Consider the following 16,716-nt stretch of genomic DNA (forward strand, 5'->3'; position numbering starts at 1 on the left):
GTGACCACGGCACTGACCACCTCGCCCGACGCCGCCGGCGCGGGCCGACCGGACGGCGACACCGCCGTCCGGATCTCGCACGTGCACAAGACCTTCGGCCGCCCCGGCACCGCCGCGCCGGTGCTGGAGGACATCAACCTCACCGTCGCACCCGGCGAGTTCGTCACCCTGCTCGGCGCCTCCGGCTGCGGCAAGTCCACCCTGCTCAACCTGGTCGCGGGCCTGGACCGGCCGACCTCCGGCACCATCGAGGTGCCCGGCGGCCGGCCCGCCCTGATGTTCCAGGACCACGCGCTGTTCCCCTGGCTCACCGCCGGGCGGAACATCGAACTCGCCCTGCGGCTGGCCGGCGTCCCCAAGGCCGAGCGCCGCCCCGAGGCCGAGCGCCTGCTGGAGCTGGTCCGCCTCGGCGGCTCCTACAAGAAGCGCGTGCACGAGCTCTCCGGCGGCATGCGCCAGCGCGTCGCCCTGGCCCGCTCGCTCGCCCAGGGCTCCCAGGTGCTGCTGATGGACGAGCCGTTCGCCGCGCTCGACGCCATCACCCGCGACGTGCTGCACGACGAGATCACCCGGATCTGGGCCGAGAAGCAGCTCGCCGTCCTGTTCGTCACCCACAACGTCCGCGAGGCGGTCCGCCTCGCCCAGCGCGTCGTGCTGCTCTCCTCCCGCCCGGGCCGGGTCGCCAAGGAGTGGCGCATCGACCTGCCGCAGCCGCGCCGGATCGAGTCGGCCGGGGTCGCGGATCTGTCCATCGAGATCACCGAAGAACTGCGTGGGGAGATCCGCCGCCATGTCCAGCACTGACACCGCCGCCGTCCCCCTGGTCAAGGACGAGCCCGCCGACAGCGCCAGCGTCGAGGCCGGACTCGACGCCCTGGAGACCGTCCAGGCGCAGCGCACCCCGCTCTCGGTGGTGCTGCGCCGGAAGGTCCTGCCGCCGGTCCTCGGCGTGGTGCTGGTCCTGGTCGTCTGGCAGCTCGCCTACAGCCTGGAACTCACCACCCCCGACAAGCTCCCCAGCCCCGCCGACGTCTGGGACTCGCTCACCGAGCTCTGGTACGGCGGCACGCTGCTCTCGATCATCTGGACCAGCGTGTGGCGCGGCCTGTCCGGCTTCGCCCTGTCCGTCGTGATCGGCACCCCGATCGGCCTGGTCGTCGCCCGGATCAAGCCGGTGCGCGCCGCGCTCGGCCCGGTGCTCTCCGGCCTGCAGTCGCTGCCCTCGGTGGCCTGGGTGCCCGCCGGCATCATCTGGCTCGGCATCACCAACTCCGCGATGTACGCCGTCATCCTGCTCGGCGCCGTCCCGTCCATCGCCAACGGCCTGATCAGCGGCATCGACCAGGTCCCGCCGATCTACCTGCGGGCCGGCCAGACCCTCGGCGCGACCGGCCTGCGCGGCGCCCGCCACATCCTGCTCCCCGCCGCGCTGCCCGGCTACCTGGCCGGCCTCAAGCAGGGCTGGGCGTTCTCCTGGCGCTCGCTGATGGCCGCCGAACTCATCGCCTCCTCCCCCGACCTGGGCCTCGGCCTGGGCCGCTACCTGGAGAACCAGCGCGAGTTCTCCAACATGTCCGGCGTGCTGCTCGGCATCCTGCTGATCCTGTTCGTCGGCGTCGCCATCGACCTCCTCTTCTTCTCCCCCCTCGAACGCCGCGTCCTGCGCAGCCGCGGCCTGCTCGTCAACTCCCGCTGATCCCGTGACCCCGCGCACCACCGCCACCACCGCCCCCGCGCCCCGCCAGGGGCGCGGGGAGCTGCGCGCGGCGGCAGGGCACCTCCCGCAGCCGGGCACCGCGACCGCCCCCGCGCGCCGTACGCCCGCCCCGCCGCGCGCCGCCGTCCCGCCCCTCCTCCTGCTCGCGCACGGCTCCCGCGACCCGCGCCACGCCGCGACCGTCGAGGCCCTGGCCGACGCCGTCCGCGCCCTGGCCCCGCACCTGCCCGTCACCACCGCGTACCTGGACCACTGCGCCCCCCGCATCGCCCAGGTCGCCCCGCGCCTGACCGACGCGATCGCCGTCCCGCTGCTCCTCAACCGGGCCTTCCACGCCAAGCACGACATCCCGGCCGCCCTGCGCGCCGCCGACTCGGCGATCCCGGTCGCGGACGTCCTCGGGCCCTCCCCGCTGCTGCTGGACGCCCTGGACCGCCGCCTCGCCGAGACCGGCCTGGACGTCGCCGACCCGGCCGTCCGGGCCCGCACCGGCGTCGTGCTGGCCGCCGCCGGGTCCTCCGACCCGGCCGCCAACGCCACCACCCGCGCCGTGGCCGCCGAGTGGCGCCGCACCCGCGGCTGGGCCGCCGTCACCACCGCCCACGCCTCCGCGGCCCCGCCCACCGTCGCCGACGCCCTCACCGCCCTGCGCGCCACCCCGGCCGTCCGCACCACCGCCGTCGCCCCCTACCTCCTCGCCCCCGGCCTCCTCCCCGACCGGATCGCCACCGCCGCCACCACCCACCACGCCGACCACCTCGCCCCGGTCCTCGGCCCCGCCCCGGAACTCGCCCGCCTGATCCTGGCCCGCCACGCCCGGGCCGCGTCCGGGCCGCGTCCGCCGCGAACTCCCCCGCCGCCCGCACCGCCTGACGCCCTGCTGTCCCGCTCCCGGAGGAGACGCGGGTTCCTGCCGATGCGCTCGAACGGCTCGGCAGCCGTCACGGGTGCGAACGGCGGGGGTGGGAGCGCGCGGGCCGGTCAGGAACCGCCCTGCGGCTGCTTCCTCGACAGGGAGTAGGTATCCCGGTTGTCGGGGTCGGAGGTGAGGAAGTACAGGATGGTCCGGCCTTCGTGATCCCGGGTGACGCCCATGTCCCAGGTGCCCAGGGCCGGTGCGGGTGCGGTCCGGTCGGCCGCTTCCTGTTCCGGGATGCCGGTGGGCGCCGGTGTCGTCCCTCCCGGTGTGCCCCGGTCGGGTTCAGCGGTGACGGTCAGGTGGACGACGTAACCTCGGCCCACGGTGTTTCCGCCCTGGTAGTGCCCGGGTTCGTGGAGTTCCCAGTTTCCCGAGCCGGTCATCCGCCAGTTGTCGTCGAACCTGAACTCCTGACCGTCTAGCTGCACCACCTGCGCGGCCCCGGCGGGCTTGAGTGTGACGTTGCTACCGCCCCAGCCAGTCCAGGTTCCTTCGAGGTCGGCTGCCGTGACTTGGACGACCGGAGGCGCCGGGGCATTCCGGTTGTCGACGCAGGATGACGCCAGGAGGGCGAGGGCTGCCACGGCTGGGACCACCGTGAACTTGGATCGTGCCGAGGGGAACATGGAGTGGCCTTTCTCTGTCCTGGAGCACGGTGGGCGGGCCGAGCGCCAGGCGCCGGCCCGCCCACCGAACCATGAGGTTACTGGTCGACCGACATTTGGATGGATTCGGTCCAAGTGACGGTGAAACCGACGGTTCGCTGGCCCGCCGGGAATACTGATGACATGGTGCTCGACAGTGCCTCGGCGCCGCCTTCCTTCTCCCCCGAGGAGTAACCCTCCGGGGAGACCCCCCGAGTGAGCGATTCCTTGGTCATCTTCTGGGTGAGTTCGAACTGGACCTTGGCCGTGTGGTTGAGGCTGCCGTAGTCGGTGACGGTCGCCTTCAGGTTGAAGGAGCCGAGGATGGCGCGGGCCGACCCCTCGACCGACTCCGGATCCCGATTCCCATTCGTGTACGAGATGAAGTCGGAGAGCTCGGCAGCCATCAGCAGCTTCATCGGAATGTCGTTGAGTTCGGCACCGTAGGTGGTCTTGTAGTCGAGACCCGTGATGGTCTCGCCCAGCTTGGTGCCCGAGCGCTGCTCCAAGTATTTGCGGACCACGTCCATCCACATGTGCTGGCGCACCTGGGCGGTGAACTTGTCGCTTTCGTCGAAGTAGTACTCACTGGGGGCGATGCCCATGAAGAAGAACGCGACGATCTGGCTTGCGTCGGGGTTCAAGACCGCATTGGCATCGAATTTTCCGCCGGAGATGTAGGCCGCGGATGCACGGCGGGCCAATTCGTCCTTGCGGTTCGCTTTTTTGATGTTCTGCCGCTGCACCTCCTCGGACTTGTGGTTCTCGGCGACGATCTCGTTGTAACGCTTTCCCTGCTCGATCGGCTGGGTGCCCTTGTTCGTGCAGACGTACATCCCGCTCGCGCACTCTTCCAGGGCCATGCCGCTGGGGTCGGAATACGTCACGGGGTTGTTGGCCGAATAGGTGTATCCGTTCATCGTCTGGGGCTTGTTCGCCTCGAGGAGAGGGTCGACCGAGACGAACCGTCCGGTGGCGGGATCGTAGTCACGGGCACCGATGTGGGTGAGCCCGGTGGGTTCCTGGACACCGCCGAGGAAACCTCGACCATCGGCCCAGGCGGTGGGGGCGGTGCCGCGGGCCCCGCCGAAGGGCGTGCTGCGACGTTGAGTGACGGTGCCGGTGGCGGCGTCGATGCCGACCTCGGCAGTGCCGTGGTGATCATTGACCTGGAAGGTCAGTCTGCCGTCATCGCTGCGGACGGCGGTGGACCCGCCGAGCGGGTAGCGGCGGGTCGCGGCGGCCTTGGCGGCACCCTTGACCAGCTTGAGGTCGGTGTTGCCGAGATAAAGGGTCCAATTCTCGGCACCGGGGTTCGCGGCGTCGCGGGTGTGGCCGAGCAGGCGGTTGCCGCCGGCGTCGTAGAGGTAGTCGGTCGTGGTCGTGGAAGAAGCGGCTGCGGTCGTGACAGTGTCGGCGACCTTGGCGAGCCGGTTCTCCGAGTTCCAGGTCAGCACCTGGTCACTGGTCTGGTTTCCCGTCGGCTTGAGGTGCCGCTCCGTGGTGTTGCCAGACGCGTCGTAAGCGTAGCTCTCCTGCACCGGAGTGCCCTCGGTCCCGGTGGCCGTGCTGAGGCCGGTCAAGGCATGGGGCCTGGCCGCAGCAGGGGCGGGATAGGTGTAGGTGGTGGTGGCGTTCCGGGCGGCGTTGCCGGTGCTGTCGTGCCGGGTCTCGGTGGCCCGGGTGCCGTTGGTGTTGTAGGTCCAACTGGTCCAGTAGGGGGCGGGGCCGCCGAGCTGAGCACCGTTCGGGGCCGTGCAGCTACCGGTGCCGGGGGTGTACGCCTCGGTCAGGCGCGCCAGGTGGTCGTAGCTGAAGCACTGGCGGTCGGTGCCGGAGCCCGAGGTGTCGGTGACGGAGGTGACGTTGCCGACCTGGTCGTAGGTGTAGGTGGCGGCTCGGGCCGGGGTGGCGGTGCCGTACTGGTCGGTGCGGCTGGAGGCCAGGCGCTGGGTGCCCCACTCGTAGGAGTTGGTGACGTAGACCTGCTTGTTGGCAGTGCCGTTGGAGAGGGTGGTCTGCAGCGGCTTCCCGGTGAGGCTGTAGGTCTGTCCGGTCTGGTAGGTGCTCGCACCACCGACGGCGGTGAGCCGGTGCAGGGGATCGTAGGTGAACGTGACCGTCTCACCGGCGAGGCTCCCGGCCGCCGGGTAGTAGGTGGAACCGATCTGGCCGTCGAGGCGGTAGGTGGTGCTGGTGAGGTAGTTGCCGGCGAGTGCTTCCTGGTCGGGGACGGAGGGGACGGTCACGGTGGTGCGGGTCGGACGGCCCATGCTGTCGAAGAACGAGTACGCGGTTTTGTACTCGTAGGTCTTGCCGTTGACCGTACTGAACCGTGAACTGCCGGCCAGCCGGCCCTTGTTACCGGTCGGGTCCCAGCTCTGCGAGGTCAGCAGCGGGCCGACCGCGGAGCCCTCGTGCGTCTCCAGCAGGCGTGACATGTTGTCGTAGACGCTGGCGATGGTCTTGCCGCGGCCGTCCGTGGCGCTGGTGATCTCGCCCCGGTCGTTGTACACCTTGACGGTGGTGCCGCTGTCAGGGTCGACGGACTTGGTCAGTCGGCCGCGCTGGTCGTAGGTCCAGGTCCAGACGGTACCGACCGGATCGGTCAGCTTCGACAGGTTGCCCACCGAGTCGTACACGTACTTGGTGGCATCGTAAGCGCCTGTCGGAGTGGCTGCCTTGTACTGGCGCAGTTCCACGGTCTGCCCTGAGGCGTCGCTGATGCTGGTGGTGGGAGTGCCGCCGGTGGGCGGGGTGACCGTGACGCGGTCACCGTTGTATTCGGTGAGCGTGGTGGACAGCGGCGTGCCGACGCCGTTGCCTGCCAGAACTGTCGACCTGACGACCCGTCCGAGGCCGTCGAACTCCTGCTTGGTCTGGGTCTCGACGCCGGTGGTGTCGTCGACGCTGCGCAGGACGGCCGACGGGGCGCCGGTGGCGTAGTAGGGGGCGTAGGCGAGGGCGGCCTGGCCGCGCTCGTCGTAGAAGGTGTCGGTGAGGACCCGGCCGCCGCTCGCACCCGGCACCTGGGTCTGGCGGGTGCGCCCGAAGCCGTCATAGAGGGTGTAGGAGGTCTGCTGGCTGCTGTCCTCGTTGAGGGTCCTGCTCGCGACGGCGGTGATCTTCCCGTCGGTGACGGTGTAGGCGTACTCCTGGTCGGGGGTCTGGCCGTTGGTCTTGGAGCGGTCGGGCAGCCAGACCTTGAGGATGCGGCCGAGCGCGTCGTACCCGATGTCGGTGCGGCGATTGTTGGCATCGATGCTGCCGGTCGCCAGGCCGCGCTGCAGGTCGTAGTCGGTGGTCGTGGTCTGCGTGGTGGCCGCTTTGCCGGCGGTGGCCGGCGGGGTGGTCACGATGGACTGGGTGGGTCGTCCGGTGGCCGGGGTGTACACGGTGGTGGTGGTCCGGACGTTCGGCAGGGCCGTGGTGACGGGGCCGACCGTGCCGGTGGTGTCGAACACCGTGGTTGAGACCAGGTCCGTGGTGGTCAGCGGCCGACCGTAAACATCGAACGACGCCGCAGTGTCCAGGTAGGTGGCGTCCTTCCCGGCCTGCGAACCGAGGGTATGAGTGAGTGTGACGTCGCCCTTGACCGGCGCCGCACCGTAGCCCTGGCCGTCGTAGCGGAGCCTGGTGTCGGACAGGACGGCTGAGGTGCCGTCGGCCCGGGTCTGCCGATCCACGGCGGCGGCACAGTTCGCTGCGACGGTCTCGGTCCGGATCGCACCGTCGAGTATCCACGCACCCGTGTTGTCCGCGTAGGTGCTACGGGTGCACTTGTCGTCATCGGCGTTCGTCACGTCGCCGAGGTCCTCGGACTGCGTGATGCGGCCGTAGTCGTCGAGCGCGGCGCCGGTGCGGGTTTCGCGCCAGGTGGTGCCCGCGCCCTTGTCGAGGGACGTGAAGGTGCGGGTGGCACTGATTCCGGTGAGGTTGGCGGTGGTGGTGCCCCAGTCGCGCACGCGCTGGGCGGTCTGCTTCTTCCAGGGGGTGCTGACGGTCTTGGAGAGGATGAGGCCGTCGGGCTTGTCGTACTGTTCGGTGCGGTACTCGAAACCGGCCCAGGCCTGGTCGTCGGTCAGGGTGGTGCCCTGGCCGTCGTTGACTGTGACGGTGCGCTTGCTGTTCTTGTCGCTCGGGTTGTTGCGGTCGCCGTCCATGCCGCGCAGGAAGAAGTGGTCGGCCTGGGTGGACATGGCGGCGCTGCCGCCGGTCTGGACGCGGACGTGGGCGTAGCCGCGCCACTGGGACCAGGTCTTGAGCTTCTCCTTGGTCAGGCCGTCCTCGTCGTCGAAGTGCCAGGCGGCGTCGCCGAGGTAGGTGTAGTGGGTGACCGTGTCGGGTGCGCCGCCGGTGCGGTCGGTCTGGATGACCGCGTCGACGACGTACTTGTTGAACCACTCCGTGGTGATCGGGCTCTCCTGGGAGGCCTGGTACTGCTGGGGGAAGCAGCGGGTGGTGTTGGTCTGCGGGGTGGGCAGGTTGGCCCAGTCGCAGGGGGCGGCGGAGTAGTTGACGTCGACCTGGCCGCCGATCTCGTCGGTGACGGTGCCCAGGCGCTGCTTGATGAAGGGGGCGCGTCCGTCGCCGGTCTTGTCGAGGCGGTTGGCCATCGGCTTGTAGGCGAGCGTGGTGGGGGGTAGGGGGACGGCGGGGGTAGCGGCGTTGCCGGTGTGGGTGATCGTGTTCAGCAGGAGCTGGTAGTCGTAGTCGGCGGTGCCCCACTTGTGGGTGAGGTCCCAGGTGTCCACCGGCGTGTAGGTGCCGCCGGCCTGGAGGGTCTTGGCGACCACCTGGGTCAGGCGGGTGCGGGTGAAGAAGGTCGGCGAGAACTGCGTGGTGCAGTCGGTGCCGTCCTTGCAGTTCTCGTTCCAGGGGGTGTCGTACCAGTACTGCCGGTTGGTGTCGATCGAATTCGCGGCGCAGAGAGCGGTGTTGCTCTCCAGGCAGCGCTCGGCGGTGCCGAACTCGACCCGGCCCATCGGCTTGACCGTCGACGAGTAGAGGTCGCTCTTCTGCTGGCCGTACTCGATGTGGTCCAGGCGCCCGCCGCGGATGTAGGGGGTGCGGTTGGCGGTCTTCAGGTTGCGGCTGTAGTTGTTGGTCTCGGGGCTGTACCAGTAGGTGATGTCGTTGCCGTGGGCGTCGACCACCAGGTCCAGGTTCCACCGCCAGCCCTGCTGGCACCACGACGCGTCGAAGTTCGCGCCGTTGCACGGCTCGCCCGCGTTGTTGCCGAACACCGGCACCGTGTAGACCGACTTCGTCTCCGGCTGGCCGCTGGCCCAGTTCGGCAGGCGGTTGTAGCCGAAGTAGTACGACGTGCCGTCGGACGTGGTGGCCTTGAAGTACTCGCCGTCGTTGTCGCCGTTGCCGCGGGCGCTGTCGCGGACCCGGACGACCTTGGTGTTGTCGTCGTTCTTGATCCGCCACTCGTCGGCGGAGAGCGGGATCAGCTCGCCGGAGTGCCCGGCGAAGCTGATCGTGGCGTTGTCGGTGCCCCAGCACTGGTCACCGGGGTTGGAGCCGTTGGTCTTGGGCGCGCCATCGTCCGCGCACGCCTTGTAGGAGCGCTCGACGAAGCCGGGCGACAGGTCGAAGCCGTCACCGACCCACGACGCCTGGTTGTTGCTGTTGGCGGTGCGCCCGTCGATCGAACCGGAGTTGTACGAGAGGCCGATCTTCGGCGTCAGGTTGCCCGGCATCGCGGTCAGCGGCATGTCGTAGGACCAGGTGAACGACCCGCTGTTGAGCGCGGTCGACCACGAGGACGCGGAGGACAGCGGCGTGGCCTTGTAGTCGCCGCTGGGCCCGGCCGTCCCGGCGGTGACGCCGAGCACGACGGCACCGCCCGTGCCCTGGAGGCGGGTGGACCCTGCGGTGGCGGCGGTCAGCGCGTCGGCCTTGACGGTCTGCGCCTCGACGTCGTTGCCGCCCGGCAGCGGCGTCTGCACCCGGCACTCGGGCAGCTCCGGCGTGGTGAGCGCGCAGTCGGGCAGCCGGACCAGCTTCAGGCGCGAACCGAAACCCGAGCCCGCCGCCTGGGCGAACGACGAGTAGTCCACGCTGACGCCGGAACTGTCGCTGACGCCCGCGACGGTGAGGACCAGGCCGCTGATCCCGGCCCTGGCCGCCGCGCTCTGGTCGAGCACCTCGACCTTGGCGTCCTTGGCGGCCGCGCCGGAGGAGGTGAGGGAGACCGGCAGCTTGCCGGCCTTCACCGCCTTGCCCCGCTCGCCGGGCACGTCGAGGGTGGCACTGCCCCTGCCGGGCAGGCTGCCCTTCTTGCCGTCGGGCTTGCTGACGGTGGTGTCGGCCTTGGCGGGCCCGGGCGTGGTGTCGTGGCCCTTGACCGGCTTCTCCGGAGAGACCGCGGACGGCTTCTGGTAGGTGTCGGCAGCCGCCGAGGCCAGTGACAGGGTGGGTATCAGCGACCCCACCAGGGCGACCGCGACGGCGGCGGCGACCCTTCCTCGGGCCCGCCGTTCGGCGGACCTGTCTGTTCTCACGATGGGTTTCCTTGGGTACGGGCCCGTTTCCGGGCGTGAAGGGACGACGGGCCGGGCAGCTGGCGGCTGCCCGGCCCGGATCGCAGGAGAGGTCAGGCGCTGGGGTTCGCCGGTTCGTCCGGGCTGCTGGCGAGCGCGTAGACCTGGCCGGGGCTCAGGACGCCCTGGTAGGCCCAGACGTCGTCGAGCTGCCCGGAGAAGTACTCGCCCCAGGCGCCGCCGGCCCGGTTGCGGCCGAACTGCAGTCCGCCGTTGGCCTCGTAGGGCTGCGGGGCCCCGGTGGAGGAGACGTTCGGTACGCAGCCGGGGGCACTGTCGGCGCAGGTGTTGTTCTCGGCCACGCCGTTGACGTACAGCACGAGCCGACTGGTGAAGGCGTCGTAACTGACCGCGAGATGGGCCCAGTTCTCCCACAGTGATTCCTGCGGGGTGTGGGCCACGAGGGTGCGCGTGAAACCGGTGGCGGCGTCGGTGGTGCGCAGCTCGGCCTGCCACTGACCCAGGGGCTTCCCCGTCGGGTCCGTGCCCAGGGAGTGCCAGCGCACCGTGACGGGGCTGTTGTTGGCGCCGTTCAGGGACAGTGCCGTCATGTCCTTGGTGGGAGTGCCCGGGGTGTTCACCCAGCCGGCGAGCGTGAAGCTCTGGTTGGTGTGGACCGGGGCGGTGGCGGTGGCGGCGTAGCCGTTCGCGGTGCCGTCCAACTGCAGGAAGCCCGGCGTCATCAACATGCCCATGCTGGTGGTGTCGATGGACGCACCGCTGCCCAGGGCTGCGTTGCGGTGGGCCTGGCTCTCGTCGGGGGTGGTGCCGGAGGTGGCGGTGTCGAACTTCCAGCGGCCGGCGAGCACCGGGTGCTGCTGGGCCATCGCGGTGGCTTCCGGGTTCGTGATGATCCGGTCGAAGACGCGGACGTCGTCGATGTCGCCGCCGAAGAACTCGGTGTTGGCGCCCTCGCGGTTGGCGGAGCCGATCTGCAGCGGGCCGGGGTTGGCCCACGGCGAGTTCTGCGTGTAGTCGGCCTCACCGACCAGGTAGCCGTTGATGTACAGGCGGGTCTTCTTCGCGGTGGTGTCGTTGACGCCGATCAGGTGCGTCCACTCACCGGTGGTGCCCGCGAAGCACGGCACGGTACCGACCATGGTGCCGGGGGTGCAGTCGTTCTGCCAGGTGCGCACCAGGGTGTCGACGGCGGTGTCCTCCTTGTAGCGGCCGAAGATCCAGCGGCCCCAGTAGGGCGAGTAGTACAGGGCGAACTCGCTGTTGTGCTGGCCGATCTGGCTGATCGCGACCTTGGCGGTGCTGTCACCGGCCGCCGGCTTGGGCAGCTTCACCCAGGCCGACACGGAGAAGTCCCGGGTGCCGTTGACCTGCGGGCGCGCGGTGCGCAGGTAGTCGTCCGTGCCGTCCGTGTGCAGGGCCTGGCCGGTGATGCCGGCCGCGTTGGTCTGCGGGCCGTTGTAAGCGGTCAGGGCGTCGCTCTCGGGCGCGCCGACCACCGGGGAGGCGCCCTCGTCGAGGTGCCAGACGGCCTTGGCCAGCGTGCCGGTGGTGAGTTGCTGGTCGGCGGCGACCTTGGCTGCCTCGGCGGCGCCCAGCGGGCGGTCCCAGAGCTTGACCTCGTCGACCGCACCGGGCCACGCGGCGGACCACTGGCCCTTCCAGCGGTCGCGGCCGATCTGCACCGAGCCGTGCCCGTCCCACAGCACCGAGGGGACGTTGGTGGAACCGGCCTTGGCACCGTTGACGTACAGCACGATGGTCTTCGCCGCCGAGTCGTACACACCGGCCAAGTGGGTCCACTGCCCGGTCGGGGCCGCGGTCGGCGCGCTCACCGCGAAGGTGGTGCTGTCGGAGTCGCCGGCGAGGCTCTGGACCTTGAACGTCCAGCGGTTCTCGGTCCCGACCGTGTTTGCACCGAGCGTGAACGCGTAGTAGTTCTGGCCGTTCTGACTGACCGCGATGCGGCCGTTCGTGGCGCCGTCGAACTTCACCCAGGCGGACACGGAGTAGCTCTTGGAGGTGTCGAGCACCGCCGCGCCGGTCTGCGCGTAGCCGGTGGCTGCGTCGCCGTTGAACGACAGTGCACTGCCGAGGTGACCGGGCGCGCCGGCGGTGGCACCCGAACCGAGGACGGCCGGGATCTCCGCACCGGAACCGTTCAGGTTGCCGTCCATGTTCCAACCAGACCGCTGACCCTGCCCGTTGAGGACATTGAAGGAGTACGTCTCGGGCTGGGAGACGGTGCCGACGCCGTTGACCGTCTGCGCGGTTAGGGTGTGCACGCCGGGGGACTGCAGGAGGACCTTGACGGTCTGCGCGGCGCCACCCGTGGTGGGCAGGTCGGTGAACGCCGAATCGTCCATCGCCCACTGGTACTTGGCGATGGTGGCGCCGCCCGTCAGGGTGAAGGAGGCGTACCGGCCGACGCCGTCGGTCGGCGGCAGGTCCGCGTCGCGCTGGGTGGAGCCCGGGTAGGAGGCGGAGGTGATCTTCGGACCGTCCGGGATGGCGGTGTCGACGGTGAAGTAGCAGGCGGTCGGGTCGCCATCCGAGGACCACGGACCCCAGGCGTTGCCGTCCCAGGCGCGGGCCTCCCAGCTCAGCCGGGTGTTGTGCGGGAAGGAGTCGGGCAGCTGGTAGGAGAAGATCGATCCGGAGCCCTTGAAGCTGTCGGACGTGGGCGGGGTGTTCTCCGCGCCGGTCGACCACCAACGGCGGCGCAGGCCGTCACCGGCGTCCCAATTGACCGCGAACTGCACGCCGATCGCGTCGCCGTCCGGGTCGCTGGCCTTCGTGTTCACCTTCGGCAGCTGGTTGACGCCGACCGGTTCGGGCTGGCAGGTGCCGCCGGGCGTGGAGTTCATGTCGCTCTTCGGCATCTGGTTCGGGCGCAGGTTGTAGTAGACCCGCAGGAAGGCGTCGTCGGTGAAGCGCTTCCAGGCCAGGGTGTCGCTCTCGTTCTGCGCCTTGAGTCCGAAGGTGATGGAGGACCAGCCCCAGTTCGCGGCGTCCTGCACCAGGTCCTTGACCGCGCCGGAGGTGCCGCCGAACTCCAGCCAGCCGCCCGGGCAGCTGCCGCTCCAGCCCTTGGCCGTGTTGATGTCCTGCAGGTGCCGGCTCCAGAACCCGGACGCGTTCTGGGAGTTCCAGTTCAGGCCCTTGGAGATGTAGCCGGTGTTCCACAGCTCCACCGTGCGCGCGTCGCACGAGTACGAGTGGCTCTCGTACGTGCCGAACTCGGCGCTGAGGATCTGCTTGCCCGCGAACGAACCGCTCGGGACCTGGAAGAACGCACGCTTCACGTCGGTGGGCGCGCAGCGCGAGGTGTCGCCGCAGTAGCCGACGCCCCAGTCGTGGACGTAGGTGGAGGTGTAGGTGAAGTGCCAGTACGCCTGGTTCGGGTAGGTGCGTGAGACGCCCGCCCAGTCGGCCGCGTTCGGGGTGTTCCACGCCGGGTCGATCATCACCGGGTAGACCGTGGACGGGTCCTCCAGCATGGTCCGGTCCGGCGTCAGGACCATCGAGTCCTTGGGCAGGTCCACCTTCAGCCGGGTCATCTTCGCGCCCTCACCCGGCACCGTGCCGGGCTCGGCCTCGGAAGCGGCCGGAGCGGCGGCCGGAGCAGCGGGGGCGGCCGCGGACTTCGACTTCGCGAGCGGGGCCTTCGCCGCGGCCGACGCACCGGCCGACGGGGACGCGGACGGGGACGCGGACGCGGCGTCGGCGGCCGTCGCGGAATCCCACATCACCGGCACCGGCGCCTGGAACACCGTGCCGCCACCGGAGGAGTCCACCGCCTTCAGCGAACCGTCGCCCTCCTGCTTCACCGTCAGGCCATCAGCCTGCAATCCCAGCCGCAGCGAGGCGAGTTCGGGGTTCTTGGCGGCCTCGGGAGTGTGCACCACCAGGACCTGGCTGAAGCCGGTCGCCGACGCGGTCAGCTTGAGGTCCACGTCCGGCAGGATCGAGCGGTACTCGGCCGTCTCGCCGTCCAGCACCGGCTTCGGCAGCGCCTTCGGCCAGGTGAGCTTCAACTCCTTGCCGGCCCGCGACATCCGCACCAGCGGCTGCCCGCTGCCGCCACCAGAGAACTCGATGTCCGCCGTCGCCGCCTTCGGCGCCACCGCACCGCTCGCCAGCACCGCCAGCGCCGGATCGACATCCACCCAGCCACCGGCCCGACGCACCCGCTTCGGCTGCACGTACGTCGTCGACACCAACCGGCCGTCCGGCTGCGCCACGACATCCGAACTCTCGCGCCTCAGGGCATCGACCTCCACCGGCTTACCGGTCCGCTTCGCCTCCGCGACCGCCAGCGTCTCCGCCGTCTCCTGCCCTGGAACCGGCACCGTCGGGCTCGCCGCCGGCGCGGCCTCCTCGGCCGCCACCGCAGGAGCCGCTACCGGTATACCGGCCACCCCCGCCACCACACCGACGGAGAGCAGAACAGCGGTCAGACCGCGCCCCCACCCTCTCCGCACGAATCTTCCGCCCACGCCACATCCCCAGAATATAAAAAGTCATCACAAGTGGAATCAGATTTTCAAGTATGGGTTCACGTTGTGTCAACAACAATACAAATCGAGGGAGATGAACTTGTGACATGTCGTTACACAGGAGATTAATCGGGCAAAACTCCACATCGCCCCCATCCGGTCACTCCCGCCCTCATCACCTCATCGACACCAGCCAATCCGAACTGGAGCGAAAACCGGACGTCCGCGAGGTGGGCACCCATCTCCGCCCCGCCGGGAAGGGCCGCACCGGGTCGAGCACACGACAGCGCAGAGTCGGCGGACAAAACTGACGTTACGTCATATCCGATTCGACCAGAACACTGGGAGTCGCTCCGCGAAGGGTGTTGACTCAAACAAAAACTGACGCTACGTCAATCATGATTACGGATCTTTGGCACGCGATAAACAGATCCGTTTGCGAGTGCGTCCATGGGGCGTCTGGAGAAACCTGCCGAGGGCCGCCGGAGCTCTCCCTTGCCGCCGGTGGTTCGACCCGGGATGATCTCCCCCCGTGACGCACATCATCCTTCCGATCGGCGTCCTCGCGGTCGTCTCCCTGTTCCTCGGTTCCCGTTCGAAGACCACCCGGCCGTCCGCCCCGAAGACACCTGCCGCCTACCGGGTGCCGGCCTCGTTCGACGCCGCCGCGTACGGGCTGGCGCCCCGTGCGGCGCTCGACCCGCGCCGGGTCGGTCCGCCCGCGCCGACCCGGGCGGCCGAGGCGTCGCAGGCGCTGGCGGACGCCGTCTGGGGCGGCGACTGGCGGGTCGCCGCCGACCACCTCGCGGCGGCCGCGGGCGACTGGGACGAGCACTGGTCGCGCTTCGAGCTGCTGCGCGCGATCGCCCGTGAGGACGACTCCTGGCTGGCGGCCTGGCGCGCGGCGGACCCGGACAGCTGCGACGCGGCGGCCCTGGAGGCCGACGCGATGGTGCACCGCGCCTGGGCGATCCGGGGCAGCGGGTACGCGAACGAGGTGCCGGCCGAGAAGTTCGCCGAGTTCCGGGCCCTGCTGCCGGCCGCGATCGAGGCGGCCCGGCGGGCCGCACTGCTGGACCAGGCGAACCCTGCGCCGTGGGTGGTCATGGCGACGGCGGCGCGCGGCGCGCAGTTCAAGCCCGACCGCTTCCGCCCGCTGTGGGAGGGCCTGGTGGCCCGCGCCCCGCACCACTACGAGGGCCACTGGCAGGGCATGCAGTACTGGTGCGCCAAGTGGTACGGCAGCAACGGGCAGATGACCCGCTTCGCCGAGCAGGCCATGGACGGCGCCCCGCCGCGCAGCCCGCTCGCGGGCATCTACCTGCACGCCCTGTCCGAGCTCGAGGAGCGCGGCTCCGGCCTCCCGATCGGCCCCGCCGCGACCGCCCGGCTGACCGCCGTCGCCGAGGCGCTGTCCGCGGTCGACCCCGAGAACACCCGCCTCCCGGGGCTGCGGCACCTGCTGGCCCACCACCTCGGCCGGGCCGGCCTGTACGAGGCCGCCCTGGAGCAGTTCCGGCTCATCGGCCCCTGGTGCGGTGCCTCGGTCTGGGCCAAGCAGGGCGACCCGGTGGAGGTCTTCCACGCGGCCCGCGCCGAGGCCGTGGAGAAGTCCCACGCCCGGCCGCTCCCGCCCGAGCGGCGCCCGCAGACGAAGAACACCGACGCGGCCTTCGGCCACTAGCGCGTCGCCCCTCCGGACAACCCCACGGGCAGGGCCAAAGCGCCTGCCTGACCGGGGAATTGGCGCCCGATCCGGAGAGGATCAGCCGCCCAAGGACTTCCCGTCCGCGCCGACTCGCGGTTCCACCGATCGAGTTGACGGACCGTCAACTGTCTTCAGCGGAAGCCGAGTCGTCGAGCCGCCCGCGCACCCAGGGGTCCGCCGCGCGGTCCGCCGCCGCGCGGCGGGCCGTGCGGAAGCGCCGGGCCAGGTCGGGGTGGGGGGTGTCCGCCCAGCGCCAGGCGGTGAGGGCGCAGACCTGGCGGAGCGGGTCGCCGGTCTCCAGGGCGGTGAGGAGTTCCTGCTGGAGGCGGCGGCTGCCGCCGGCGACGGCCAGGGCCTGGGCCAGCCAGCGCGGGGAGGAGGGGTCGTCGTCGGTGAGGAGCGCGTCCAGGACTGCCGGGTAGTGGGTGCGGGTCGCGGCGCGGTCCTCGGTCAGGTGGCGGTAGGCGGCCTGCCGCTTGTGGCCGATGCGGTGGTACTGGGCGTAGCCGGGGGCGCGGGCGGCCAGGGCCTCGACCCGGGCGTCCGGGGCGGGCGGAGCCTCGATGCCGAGCGCCGCGAGCAGCGCGTCCAGGGCCGCCTCCTGGGCGTCCAGCCGTGCGCCCTGCTCCACCCGGACCACCGTCCCTCTCCCTCCCCCGCCGACAGATACTTGCAGGCGCGGGAATTTGCACAACTCGACTAAGCTTGTCCGGAACGGGC

At 70.5% G+C, this 16,716-nt stretch carries 7 protein-coding genes and 1 pseudogene; 4 read left to right on the forward strand and 4 right to left on the reverse strand.

All coding sequences use genetic code 11. The features are described from left to right. The 3 genes and pseudogenes from ACIQVD_RS00990 to ACIQVD_RS01000 all read left to right on the forward strand — a co-directional run. Window positions 1–804, forward strand: coding sequence for an ABC transporter ATP-binding protein (locus tag ACIQVD_RS00990; RefSeq protein WP_370447582.1), 804 nt, complete (start codon window positions 1–3; stop codon window positions 802–804). Next, window positions 791–1,696 carry an ABC transporter permease gene (locus tag ACIQVD_RS00995; RefSeq protein WP_282205390.1) on the forward strand — a complete coding sequence of 302 codons (906 nt, stop codon included), beginning with the start codon at window positions 791–793 and terminating at the stop codon, window positions 1,694–1,696. The genes ACIQVD_RS00990 and ACIQVD_RS00995 overlap by 14 nt, the downstream gene beginning before the upstream one ends. A 160-nt stretch (window positions 1,697–1,856) precedes the next feature. Then, window positions 1,857–2,555: pseudogene (locus ACIQVD_RS01000) on the forward strand (sirohydrochlorin chelatase); the annotation flags it as partial. A 143-nt stretch (window positions 2,556–2,698) separates the two neighbouring features. Here ACIQVD_RS01000 and ACIQVD_RS01005 read toward each other — a convergent pair. The 3 genes from ACIQVD_RS01005 to ACIQVD_RS01015 all read right to left on the reverse strand — a co-directional run bounded on the left by ACIQVD_RS01005 (window position 2,699) and on the right by ACIQVD_RS01015 (window position 14,033). Further along, a complete protein-coding gene (locus ACIQVD_RS01005; RefSeq protein WP_402285131.1) occupies window positions 2,699–3,220 on the reverse strand; it encodes a hypothetical protein in 522 nt (173 codons plus the stop codon). A 119-nt stretch (window positions 3,221–3,339) separates the two neighbouring features. After that, window positions 3,340–9,792 (reverse strand): RHS repeat domain-containing protein, encoded by a 6,453-nt coding sequence (locus tag ACIQVD_RS01010; protein WP_402285133.1) that lies wholly within the window; start codon window positions 9,790–9,792, stop codon window positions 3,340–3,342. Between the two features lie 92 nt (window positions 9,793–9,884). Next, window positions 9,885–14,033: a LamG-like jellyroll fold domain-containing protein gene (locus ACIQVD_RS01015; protein ID WP_402285135.1), complete on the reverse strand. Its 4,149-nt coding sequence runs from the start codon at window positions 14,031–14,033 to the stop codon at window positions 9,885–9,887. 787 nt (window positions 14,034–14,820) lie between these two features. On the opposite strand from ACIQVD_RS01015, the gene ACIQVD_RS01020 reads away from it, so the two are divergent. Further along, a complete protein-coding gene (locus ACIQVD_RS01020) occupies window positions 14,821–15,972 on the forward strand; it encodes a hypothetical protein (protein ID WP_402285137.1) in 1,152 nt (383 codons plus the stop codon). 145 nt (window positions 15,973–16,117) lie between these two features. On the opposite strand, the gene ACIQVD_RS01025 is transcribed toward ACIQVD_RS01020, so the two are convergent. Continuing rightward, window positions 16,118–16,627, reverse strand: coding sequence for a hypothetical protein (locus tag ACIQVD_RS01025; protein WP_402285139.1), 510 nt, complete (start codon window positions 16,625–16,627; stop codon window positions 16,118–16,120). Window positions 16,628–16,716: the final 89 nt, after the last annotated feature.

It is taken from the genome of Kitasatospora sp. NPDC090308, assembly GCF_044769485.1.
Taxonomy (GTDB): domain Bacteria; phylum Actinomycetota; class Actinomycetes; order Streptomycetales; family Streptomycetaceae; genus Kitasatospora; species Kitasatospora fiedleri.

Coding starts and splice junctions, on each gene's coding strand:
- ACIQVD_RS00995 (WP_282205390.1), top strand. CDS start 791: ATGTCCAGCACTGACACCGCCGCCGTCCCCCTGGTCAAGGACGAGCCC.